Consider the following 12,115-nt stretch of genomic DNA (forward strand, 5'->3'; position numbering starts at 1 on the left):
CGATCAGCGAAGGCTCGGATTGGGACTGCAAGCCCTGATCGGCGTCTTCGCCGCCGCCGGGACCACCCGCGAGGCGCTGACCGCACTGCTCACCGAGCAGGAGGAGATCGTGCGGGCGTGGACCACGGCGGGCAGTGCCGACGCCCTGGCGCTGATCCACGCACGGGACTCCGATCACCTCGAACAGATCATCCTGCGGCTGCAGCGGACGAAGGCAGTCGTGCACACCAGGACCCAGATCCTGCTCACCGAACTGGTCAGCCGGGGCTGACCCCGCGTCCCGCGCGTCCCACCGAACCTGCAGGGAGGCACGGCATGGCAGCACCTTCACCGACCACACCAGGTGGTCGCAGCACCACCGTCAGGATGGACACCGGGCTGCGCCGGGACATCGGGCGCCGGAGCCTGCTGTTCACCGGCGTTGGATCGATCATCGGCTCGGGTTGGCTGTTCGGCGCGCTGAGCGCGGCGCAAATCGCCGGTCCCGGTGCGATCTTCTCCTGGATCATCGGTGCGGTCATGGTGGCGCTGATCGGCCTCACCTTCGCCGAACTGTCCGTGATGTTCCCGGTGACCGGTGGGGTCATCCGGTTCCCGCAGTACGGATTCGGTTCCTTCGCGGGCTTCTTCGCCGGCTGGGTGATGTGGGTGGCCTGCGCGGCGTCCGCGCCGAGCGAGGTCCTCGCGGTGATCCAGTACGCCAAGCCCTACCTGCCGTGGCTGATGACCTCCGAGGACGGCGTACTGGTCGCGACCCCGTCCGGGCTGCTCGTCGCGATCGCGCTGATGGCGGTGTTCAGCGTCATCAACGTGCTCGGGGTGAAGGCCTTCGTGCGGTTCAACGACCTGCTGGTCTGGTGGAAGCTGCTGGTCATCGTGGTGGTGATCGGCACGTTCTTCGCGCTGTCGTTCAACCCGGACAACCTGGTCGCGCACGGCGGGATGTTCCCCAACGGCGGCGCCGCGGTGTTCACCGCGCTGCCCGCGGGCGGCATCGTGTTCGCCTACCTCGGCTTCCGGCAGGGCGTCGAATTCGCCGGCGAGTCCGCGAACCCGCAGCGCAACGTGCCGTTCGCGGTGATCGGCTCCATCGTGGTCACCGCCCTGCTATACGTGCTGCTGCAGATCGCGTTCATCACCGGACTGCCCAGCGAACTGCTCGGCGCCGGGTGGTCCGAGGTCACCTTCACCGATGTCGCAGGCCCGCTAGCCGGGTTGGCAACCCTGCTCGGCGCGACCTGGCTGGCGATCACCCTCTACGTGGACGCGATCGTCTCCCCCGGCGACACCGGGCTGATCTACACCGCGGTGACCACCCGAATCGCCTACGCCAACGCCCAGAACGGCAACGCACCGCTGGCGCTGACCAAGCTCAACCGGCGCGGTGTGCCGTGGTTGGCCGCGGTGTTCACCTTCGTCTTCGGCTGCGTGTTCTTCCTGCCCTTCCCCGGCTGGCAGAAGATCATCGGATTCATCACCTCGGCGACGGTGCTCACCTTCGCGTTCGGCCCTGTGGTCTACGGCGCGCTGCGGCGAACCCTGCCGGACCAGCCGCGACCGTTCCGGCTGCCCGGCGGCGACACCATCGCCTACCTGGCCTTCCTGTCGGCGAACCTGATCGTGTTCTGGACCGGGTGGCAGATCAACGAGAAGCTCTTCCTGGCGATCGCGCTCGGCTACATCTTCCTGATCGGCTACCGGCGGTTCGCCCGGCGCAAACTCCCGGCGCTGGACCTGCGCGCCGGGTCATGGTGCATGCTGTGGATCGCGGGCATGGCGATCATCAGCTACTTCGGCGAGTTCGGCGCCGACCCGGACGCCCTGCTGCCCGGCGGCAACGGTCCCATCGGCATGGTCTCCGGCACCGTGATCATGGCGGTGTTCAGCGCAGCCATCTACGGCTATGCGATGATCACCCGCCCCAGCTTCGAGAACACCGTCGCGAACATCGCAGGCGACGACTCCTGACGCAGTCGGCGCGTGCGCGACCGCCAGGAAACGCGCAGTCGCGCACGCTCGGTTCGGCGACCATTCCGGTTCGTTGGAGTGGCTCGCCCAGCGACCGCCGCGCCGGGACACCATCGCCAATAGGACGCCTACGGATTCAACTCCCGCTCCGCAGAGGCATCCCGCTCCTGCGGCGCCGGGCGCGCCGCACCCTGCGGCAGCGCCACGGGGACTTCCTGCATCGCCAACGAAGTGTTGCGCACGTAGGCACGCGCCCGATCCGGCTCGGCCTCACGCTCGTCGTGCCAGAGCGGTTTGCGGTCGACCCCCAGCCGCAGGACCTCAGGCCGCGCGTAGTGCCCCTTCCCGTCGACCCAGGCCTTCACAACCCCGACATCGGCGAAGTCGATCGTGGCGGTGACCAGCTTTTCGTCCGAGCCCGTATGCGGTCCGCCGAGGAAGGAGTTGAAGGGGTGAATGACCGCAGACCAGCCGCCCCCGGCTGTTACGAAGGTCTGCTCGCCGAGGTTGTCGCGCATCCAGGCGAGACAGGTCTCGTCGACCGGGTTGGCTGCACAGACGACGAATACCTGCGCGGTGAGCGCATGGGTCTTCATCATGGCCTCGATCTGCGCATCCGCGACGGTTTCGAACCCGGCCATCGTCGATAGGGCCGGCCACGCCGCGGCGTGGATCTGCTGCTCCTGTTCCAGCAAGGCCTGACGGGCCAGATTCATCGTGTGCTCCCAGCAGGACAGGCCGCCGATGCGGCCGGAGCGAGAGTCGAACACCGATAGCGTCGCGCCCCCGCCCTGAGCCCACACGATGCGTTCGGCATAGGTGGGCTGGAGCTTGCGATGGACACCCAGCAGGCTCCCGTCCGCGTCGATGAAGACCTGCGAGTTGAAGCAGGTCCGGGTACCACGGAGCCGCTCGCTGATGCCCAGAACCACCTCGACACCGGCCCTCGCGCACGCCGCCTGAACGCGCTCGATCTCAGGCCCTGGAACCTCAACAGAGGCATCGGTGTACTGGACGTTGGCGGCGACCTGCTGCAGCGGCGGGTAACACTCGATCCAGTACGGGTATCCAGGGACAAAGGTCTCCGGGAAGACGAGCAACTCGACACCGTCTCGGCCCGCTTGTTCAACGAAACCGATCACCTTGTCGATGGTCGCTTCGGTGTTCATGAACACGGGCGCGGCGTGCACCGCCGCCACCGTGCGGGCGGTGCCCTCAGAGCGCGTCACGGAAACCTCCTCGGCATATGCGATGAACTGCGAGCAAGTTAATACGAACACCTATTATCCGAATACGCAATATCTGACCTAAACGCAATTCACTGTCCATTATGGACATATGTATGAGCTGGGGGCAGAATGCAGAGTGGTGGGTTCCTCGCCCCTAGCTGCTCAGCCGACGTTGCGGACCCTTCTACTGCGCGAGCCCTTCTTGACGATCTTGATCCCCTCAGCGGTCTCCAGTCGAAGCCCGTCGGCCACGGGGGTTCCACGACGTCGGCGCTCCTCGGTCAGCAGGCGGCTGAGGCAGTGGGCGAGTTCGTCGGTGAGCGTGGCACGATAGGTGATCACGTGGGGTCCTGGATCTGCGGAAGACGATCTTGTGGTGAGACCTCTTCTACCAGGACCCCACGCCCACTCTCGTCAAACCCCCAGCGCACACCACCTCAAGACCTCAGCCCTCGTTCCACTGAGATCACCTCATCGCAGACCAGGTCGACAGTGGGGGTGACGGAGTGGCAGGTTACTGCCACCCCTCCGGAGCGCCGTTCGGCGACACTCGTAGCGGTGGCAACTTGCTGTCCAAGGCTTGTGCCCAAGATCGCGATCTACCTACATTCTGCACCAGGGTCCTACGAGTGTCCGACAGCTCGGGCGGATGCCGACGACACTCGCGGGCCCACGGCTGACCCGACGTGCGGCCCGAGGCGACCACTGCGGGCCGCTGCCGATCACCGAAGGCACAGTGACCCGGCTGACTGGCCATCACCCGCCCAGCCGCGGGAAAGAGATCCGCGCGGATTTGGTAGTCCTAAGTAGACGCTGCCGAGGATGGTCCCGACCGCTGGTCCGCCACCCGCACCAAATCCGACAGCCCGGTCCCTGATCGCGGACTGCGGCGGGCGTGGGACAAGCCTGCCTCACCCGAGTGGCTCACCCCCTCCCGCAACCGACACGGGTTTCGGAAACTCCGTGCGAAGCCCCGACCCCGTCGCATTTCCATTCACATCGACCACCGGAAAGGTGCCAAGTCCCCGCATTCGACAGACCATTTCCGATTCCGGAGATCGCTGGAGAAAACAGTGACCGAAGCCGATTCCGCATCCACCTTCCCCGAAGCGCGCACCTGCCCCTACCAGCCGCCGAGCACGTACCGCGAATTTCAGCAGCGCGGCCCGCTGTGCCGGGTCGAGCAGTACGACGGCGCGATGGCGTGGGTCGTCACGCGTTACGACACGGCCCGCCGGCTGCTGGCCGACCACCGCCTTTCCGCCGACCGGACCCATCCGGGCTTTCCGCTCCTATCCGCCCGCTTCGAAGCGGTTCGCGAGCAACAACCTCGGCTGCCGCTCGTGGCGATGGACCCGCCGGAGCACGGCGTGTACCGCCGGATGGTGCTCAAGGAATTCACCGTGAAGCGAGTCCGCGAATTGCGCCCTGCCCTGGAGCGGATCGCGCGTCGATTCGCCGACGACCTGGTCGCCGCCGGACCGCCGGCCGACCTGGTGCCGACGTTCGCCCTGCCAGTGCCGTCGATGGTCATCTGCGAGGTGCTCGGCGTGCCGTTCGACGACCACGACTTCTTCCGGGACGTCGGCCAGCGCATGGCGGAAAGCGCCGACCCGGAGGACATCGCCGCCGCGCGCGGCGAAATGGTCGAGTACCTCGACCGGCTGGTCACCGCACAGCAACGCGACCCGGGCCCCGGCCTGATCAGCCGGCTGGTCACCGAGCGCCTCGCCAGGGGCGAGCTGGACCGCGAAGCCGTCGTGACGATGGCCGAGTTCCTGCTGGTCGCCGGACACGAGACCACGGCGTCGATGATCTCGCTGAGCGTCCTCACACTGCTGGAGCACCCCGAGCAGCTCGCCATCCTGCGGTCCGATCCGAGCGCGATGCCGTCCGCGGTGGAGGAGCTGCTGCGCTACCTCTCGGTCGCGGACCTCGGCGGTGTGCGAGTCGCCGTCGCCGACATCGAGGTCGACGGCCGGCTGATCAGGGCCGGCGACGGTGTGATCGTGCCGAACGCGCTGGCCAACCGGGATCCGCACGTCTTCGCCGACCCGGACGCCTTCGACATCCGGCGGGAAGCGCGGCATCACGTCGCGTTCGGCTTCGGCGTGCACCAGTGCCTCGGCCAGAACCTGGCGCGGGCGGAGCTGGAGATCGCGCTGTCCGTCCTGCTGGAGCGGCTGCCCACGCTGTCGCTCGCCGTCGACGACGTACGGGAGTTGCCGGTGCGGGCTGCGACCACGATCCAGGGGATCAACAAGCTGCCGATCACTTGGTGATCAGGTCGATCAGGTCGGCCTCTTGCCGGACAACCCATCGAGTCGACTCGCCACGACCGGCCCGATTTGGGACAGCGCCTCGGGTTTCATCAGATAGTCGTGTTCGCTGCCGATCTCGTGAACCTCGATCTGACCGTTGACGCACGGGATCCACGCTTGCCGAGCACGCCACGGCTCGGGCGCACCGCCTGCCCCTTCGCCGACGGCGGTGAACAACAACAGGTCACCGTGGAACCGGCCGGGACGGTACTGCCCGAGGGCTCGCTCGTGCCGCGCGTGGCTCCGGCAAAGGCGGTCGAGGATCTGTTCGTCGAGGACGAACGCGGCCGATTCGCCGGCGTCCGCGCCGATGACGTCGATGAACATGTCGCGGACATCGCGGTCCGCCGCGGGTGGCGGCAGTTCTCGCTGGTCGGTCGGCGCCGGGAACGAATCGACCAACACGAGCAGTTCGACCTCGCCGCCTTCGTCCTGGATCATCGTGGCGACGGCGTGCGCGATGATGCCGCCGAACGACCAGCCGAGCAACCGGTACGGTCCAGTCGGCTGCACGGCTCGGATGTGCGCCAGGTAATCGGACGCCATTTCCTCGACGCCGATTGGACCGGAAAGATCTTCGGTCAGATCCCGGGCTTGCAGGCCGTACACCGGTTGTTCGGGGTCGAGGTGCGGAAGCAGCCCGGCGTACGGCCAGCTGATCCCGCCGGCCGGGTGGACGCAGAACAGCGGCCGGCGGCTGCCGGTCGTGCGCAGCGGCAGGAGAACGTCCAGGCCGCTACCGATGTCTCCCGAATCCAGGCGGCGGCTCAGGTCCGCCGCTGTCGGCGCCTCGAAGAGCGCCCCCACTCCCAAAGTCACGTCGAAGTCCTTGCGGATGCGGGAGACCAGCCGGGTGGCGAGCAAGGAATGCCCGCCCAGGTCGAAGAAATTGTCGTCGACGCCGACGCGCTCGACGCCCAGTACTTGGGCGAACAGGTCGCACAGGAGCACTTCGGTGCGGGTGCGCGGCGGCCTCGACCGGCCACCGCCGGTGAACGTGGGTGCCGGCAGCGCTTTGCGGTCCAACTTGCCGTTCGCCGTGACCGGCATCTCCTCCAACGCCACCACTGCGGCCGGCACCATGTACTCCGGCAAGAACTCGCGCGCGAACCGCCGGACCTCGTCACCGTCGACCTGGGCCCCCGCGGCGGGCACCACGAACGCCACCAGTCGTTTGTCGCCCGGCCGATCCTCGCGGACGACCACTGCGGCCCGGGCGATTCCGGGATGCGCGGCAAGGGTGTTCTCGATCTCGCCGGGCTCGATGCGGAAACCCCGCACCTTCACCTGGTCGTCAGCCCGCCCCATGTACTCCAGTTCGCCGTCATGGTTCCACCGCACGAGGTCCCCGGTCCGGTACATCCGGCTGCCCACCGGATCTCCCGGCTTGGCGAAGGGGTTCGCCACGAACCGTTCCGCGGTGAGTCCCGGGCGGGCCCAGTAACCGCGCGCCAATCCCGTGCCGCCCACGTAAAGCTCCCCGACCACGCCCGGCGGGGTCGGCCGCAACCAGCGATCCAGCACGTACACCCGCGTGTTGGCGATCGGGCCACCGATCGATGGCGGTCGCGTGTCATCGCACCAGGCCAACGTCGACCAGATGGTCGTCTCCGTCGGGCCGTAGACGTTCACGACTCGACCGCCGGTCGCATGCATTTCGGCGACGAGCTCGGCGGGCAGTGGCTCGCCACCGGACAACATCGTGAGGTTCTCGAAATTCGCGCCGCAGAAACCGATCAGTCCCTGCCACAACGAGGGCGTGGCCTGCACGATCGACACTTCTTCCTGCTCGATCAGGGTGGTCAGCAGCGCCGGATCGCGAACCGTCCCGTCGTCGGCGACCACGACGGTGGCGCCGGCCAGGAGCGGGCCGAGCAGTTCCAGGGCGGCGATGTCGAACGCGAGCGTTGTGACCGCGAGCCAGCGGTCCGACTCGTCGAGCCGCAACGCCTCGCCCATGCCGAGCAGCAGGTTCCGCAGGGCCAGCTCGGGGACGACCACGCCCTTGGGCTTCCCGCTGGACCCGGACGTGTAGATGACGTACGCGGGGTGCAGCGGATGTGGGGCAGCCGGGCGGTCCGCGTCGGTGAGGTCCGTTGCCGGTAGCCGGTAGAGCGAGTCCCGTACCTCGCCGTCATCCAGCACGACCAGCGGTCGGGACACCCCGGGCAGTCGTCGGGCCGTGTCAGCGGTGGTCAACACGATCGCCGGGTCGGCGTTGTCGAGCACGTGCCGGATGCGTTCCCCAGGATGGGCCGGGTCGATCGGCAGGTAGGCGCCACCGGTCTTCAGCACGGCCAGCAGGGCGACCACCATCTCCGCCGAGCGCGGCATCGCCAGGGCGACCACGCGCTCCGGGCCCGCGCCCAGGCCGATGAGGTGGCGGGCGAGCCGATTCGCGCGCGAGTTCAACTCCGCGTAGGTCAGCCTCGCCATGCCGGACACGACCGCCTCGGCGCTCGCGGACTTGCCGGCCTGGGCCTCGAACAACGCGAACACCGACGACTCCGGTTGCAGGTCCGCCTCGGTGGCGTTGCACTCGACCAACAACCGTTCCCTTTCGGCCGCGGTGACCGCATCGATGTCCGCAACGTTCCGGTCCGGGTCGTCGGCCACCATCCGCAACAGCGCGTGGAGCCGGTCCAGCAAGACCTCGATCGCCGGCCGGTCGAAGACGTCCGACCGGTAGTCCAAGCGCAGTTCCAAGCGCCGCCGCCCCTGCACGACGAGGCTGAGCGGGTAGTGCGTGGTGGTGTGGCTGTGCGCGTCAGCAACCCGCAACCCACCCACCGGGTCGAGCATGGCCGGATCGACCGGGAAGTTCTCGAACAGGACCAGGCTGTCGAAGAGTCCACTGTGTCCGGTCAGCCGGTGGATGTCGCTGAGTCCCAGGTGCTCGTGCTGCGTCATCCGCAGCTGGTCTTCCTGCACCCTGGAGAGCAGCGCGGAAACGGATTCGCCCGCGTTGATGCGGACGCGGACCGGCAGGGTGTTGACGAACAGGCCGACCATGCCCTCGATGCCCGGCAACTCCGGTGGCCGTCCGGCGACGGTGGCACCGAAGACCACGTCGTCGCTGCCGGTCAACTGCCCCAACAGCAGTGCCCACGCGCCGCGGACGAACGTGTTGAGCGTCCAGCCGCGGCGCCGTGCGAGGACCGTCATCGATTCGGTCAGCTCCGGCGGCAGTTCGAACGTGACCTGGTGACGTCGCGGCTGCGCTCGGACGACCTCCGCGGTCGGCGCGATGCGGGTCGGCGCCTCCAGTCCGCGCAGCATCTGCCGCCACGCGGCCGCCGCCGCCGGTCTGTCCTGCGCGGCTTGCCACGCCAGGAAATCCCGGTACGGGGTGGCCGGCGGCAGCCCGTCCTCTTCGCCGTGCTCGTAGAGGTGGAACAGATCGCGCAACAGCACGGGCATCGACCAGCCGTCCAGCAGGAGGTGGTGGTTGGTGAGCGCCAGGAGGTGGGACTGCTCGCCGAGGCGGATCAGCGTGAACCGCAGGAGCGGGGGCGCGGCCGGGTCGAACCGGTGCGACCGCTCCGCATCCAGGAGCCGCGCCGACTCGGCCCGCCGCTCGTCGGCAGCGAGGTGCCGGAGGTCGATTTCCTGCCAGGGCAACGCCACGGAACCAGGCACGACCTGGACCGGGCGTTCGACATCGTCGCACCAGAAGGCGGCGCGGAGATTCGGGTGGCGCCGCAGCAGTGCTGCCGCGGCATTGCGCAATGCCTCGGGATCCAACGACCCGGCCAGTTCCAGGGACAGCTGGACCACGTAGTCGTCGGAGTTGTGCTCGTCGTACAGCGCGTGGAAGAGCAACCCTTCCTGCAGCGGTGTGACCGGCAGGATCTGGGCTGCCCCGCGCTCGCCGGGCTGCGAGTACTCGGCCTGCACCCGGGCGATCTCGTCCGCGGTCAGGTCGACCAGGAGCGGTTGCGGTTCCGCTGCCGGGGGCACCGACGGATCCTGCGGCGCGGCTGCCCGAGCCAACGCGGCCACGGATTTGTGCTGGAACACGTCTTGCACGGTCATCGGTATCCCGGCCGCCTTGGCCCGGCTGACCAGTTGTACGGAGGAGATGCTGTCGCCGCCCAGGTCGAAGAAGTTGTCGTCCACCCCGACCGTTGCGACGTCGAGCACCTGGCCGAACAGCCCGCACAGTTCCGCTTCGAGCGGTGTCCGCGGGCCGCGCCCCGCGGCGGATTTCGCGAAGTCCGGTTTCGGCAGTGATTTCCGGTCCAGCTTTCCGCTCGCCGTCATCGGCAACCGGACCAACGCGACCACAGCGGCCGGGACCATGAACTCCGGCAGCTTCGCGCGGACGAAATCCCGAACCTGGCCGACGTCCGGCCCATCGCCCGAACTGGGCACGACGTACGCGACCAGCCGCCTGTCACCCGGCTTGTCCTCCCGCACCACCACCGCGGCTTCGGCGATCCCCACGTGCTCGATGAGCCTGTTCTCGATCTCGCCGAGTTCGATCCGAAAGCCCCGCACCTTCACCTGATCGTCTGCACGCCCCAGATACTCCAACTCGCCCTCGCGGTTCCACCGAACCAAGTCCCCCGTCCGGAACATCCGAGACCCGACCGGGCCGAACGGATCCGCCACGAACCGGCCAGCGGTCAACCCCGCACGACCCCCATACCCCCGCGCCAAGCCCACACCCGCGACGTACAACTCCCCCACCACACCCGGCGGCACCAGCCGCATGCGGCCATCCAGCACGTAGACCCGGGTGTTCGCGACCGGGCGGCCGACCCGGACCGGGCCGCCCCCGGCTTCCCAGAACAAGCTGTCCGCGCTGGCCTCGGAGGAGCCGTACAGGTTGAGCAGCAGCGAATCCGGCAGGACTTCCCTATGGCGCTCGACGAGAGCGCGGGGCAGGGCTTCACCGCTGGTCACCCAGCATCGGACGGACGCCAACGACCTGGAGTAGGCGTCGTCCAGCAGCACCCGCAGCAAGCTCGGCACCACCGTCACCCGCTCGACCTCGTGCTCCGCGATCAGGCGCACCAGGCCGCTGGGATCCCGCAGGACGTCGTCCCCGGCCAGCACGACCTTGCCCCCGTGCAACATCGTGCCGAGCAGTTCGGTGGCGCTGTCCAGGAAACTCAGCGAGCTCCGAGCGAGGACCGTTGACGACCGCCACTGCGGATACCGCTCGCTGAACCACTGCCAGCGGTTCGCAAGACCCGCGTGCAGGCCGACGACTCCCTTCGGCACGCCTGTCGAACCGGACGTGTAGATCACGTAGGCGGGGTGCAGCGGCAGCAGCGGCGCCAGCCGCTCGGAGTCCGCGACGTTCTCCATCGAATACCCCTGGCCCACCAGGTCGTCGACCAGCAGGCAAGTCGCGTCGGTCCTCGGCAGCGCGGCGCGCACCGCCGAGGACGTCACCACCACCGCAGGCCGGGCGTCGGCGAGCATGAACTCGATCCGACTGGCCGGATATGCCGGGTCGATCGGCAGGTAGGCGCCACCGGCCTTCAACACGGCGAGGACCGCGACCACCATCTCCACCGAGCGGGGTATGGCCAGCCCCACCACCTGTTCAGGTCCCACGCCCAGCTCGACCAGGTGCCGGGCGAGCTGGTTCGAGCGCGCATTCAGGTCCCGATAGGTCAACTCCGCACCTTCGAACACCAGCGCCACCGCGTCCGGCGTTCGCGCCACCTGCTGCTCGAACAGGTCCGGCAGCACCAGCGACGACGGCAGTGGGGTCGCCGCGTCGTTCCACGAGGTCAACAGTCGGCGCCGTTCGGCGGCATCCACCACGTCGAAGCTGCCGATGCTCCGATCGAGCTCGTCGACCGCGGTCTCCAGCTGCCTGCGGAACCGGGACAGCAGGGACTCCACAGTGGACCGGTCGAAGATGTCGGTGTTGTACTCGACCGTCAGCGCGAGACCCGTCCGGCTGCTTTCGAAGTGCACGCCTTCGTCGACGCTGATGAGCAAATCCACCCGGGCCGCGCCGACATTCACCGGCATCAGTCGACCGCGCGCGCCGGGGAGGCTCAACTCGGTGCGCGGCGCGTTCTGCTGCGTGAGCATCACCTGGAACAGCGGGTGGTGGGTCAAGGTCCTGGTCGGCTTGAGCACGTCGACGAGATGCTCGAAGGGGACGTCCTGGTTCTCGTACGCCGCCAGGTCGGTGTCGCGGACGCGGCGGACGAGTTCGCGGAAGGTGGGATCGCCGGAGGTGTCCACCCGGAGCACGAGGGTGTTGACGAAGAATCCGACGAGATCGTCCAACGCCTCGTCGGTACGGCCTGCGACGACGGAGCCGATCACCACGTCCTCGCCGACGTTGAGCCTGGTCAGCAGTGCGGCCAATCCGGCGTGCAGCACCATGAACAAGCTTGCGTCGCAGGCCCTCGCCACGTGGAGCAATCGGGCGTGGAGATCTGCTGACCATTCGACGACCAATGTCTCGCCACGGTGCGATGCAACCGTCGGATGCGGTCGGTCGGTGGGTAGTTGGAGTTGTTCCGGAGCGCCGGCCAATTCCCGCCGCCAATAACCGAGCTGCTGGGACACAAGGCTTTCCGGATCATCCTCATCCCCCAGAAGATCCCGCTGCCACAACGTGTA

Annotated in this window: 6 protein-coding genes; 3 read left to right on the forward strand and 3 right to left on the reverse strand. The window is 68.1% G+C overall.

From position 1 onward, the window contains the following. Window positions 1-19 precede the first annotated feature (19 nt). Together ACWEV3_RS16240 and ACWEV3_RS16245 are read left to right on the forward strand one after the other, a co-directional pair. Entirely contained in the window at window positions 20-271 is a 252-nt protein-coding gene (locus ACWEV3_RS16240) for an Lrp/AsnC ligand binding domain-containing protein (protein ID WP_363897202.1), read from the forward strand. 44 nt (window positions 272-315) lie between these two features. Further along, entirely contained in the window at window positions 316-1,968 is a 1,653-nt protein-coding gene (locus ACWEV3_RS16245; RefSeq protein WP_452614638.1) for an APC family permease, read from the forward strand. 128 nt (window positions 1,969-2,096) lie between these two features. Here the strand turns inward: ACWEV3_RS16245 and ACWEV3_RS16250 are convergent, their stop codons facing one another. Continuing rightward, the gene (locus ACWEV3_RS16250) at window positions 2,097-3,197 is read right to left on the reverse strand and encodes a carbon-nitrogen hydrolase family protein (RefSeq protein ID WP_452614639.1); all 1,101 of its coding nucleotides are present in this window, start codon (window positions 3,195-3,197) and stop codon (window positions 2,097-2,099) included. Between the two features lie 162 nt (window positions 3,198-3,359). Continuing rightward, window positions 3,360-3,539 (reverse strand): hypothetical protein, encoded by a 180-nt coding sequence (locus ACWEV3_RS16255; protein WP_452614640.1) that lies wholly within the window; start codon window positions 3,537-3,539, stop codon window positions 3,360-3,362. Window positions 3,540-4,270: 731 nt separating this feature from the next. Here ACWEV3_RS16255 and ACWEV3_RS16260 point away from each other — a divergent pair. Beyond that, window positions 4,271-5,479, forward strand: coding sequence for a cytochrome P450 (locus ACWEV3_RS16260; RefSeq protein ID WP_452614641.1), 1,209 nt, complete (start codon window positions 4,271-4,273; stop codon window positions 5,477-5,479). 9 nt (window positions 5,480-5,488) lie between these two features. Here the strand turns inward: ACWEV3_RS16260 and ACWEV3_RS16265 are convergent, their stop codons facing one another. Beyond that, on the reverse strand, window positions 5,489-12,061 hold the full coding sequence (locus ACWEV3_RS16265; protein WP_452614642.1) for an amino acid adenylation domain-containing protein: 6,573 nt from the start codon (window positions 12,059-12,061) through the stop codon (window positions 5,489-5,491). Window positions 12,062-12,115: the final 54 nt, after the last annotated feature.

It is taken from the genome of Saccharopolyspora sp. NPDC003752, assembly GCF_053605825.1.

What these genes read in the sequence shown, in the direction of transcription:
- ACWEV3_RS16245 (WP_452614638.1), top strand. Translation starts at nt 316, where the DNA reads ATGGCAGCACCTTCACCGACCACACCAGGTGGTCGCAGCACCACCGTC.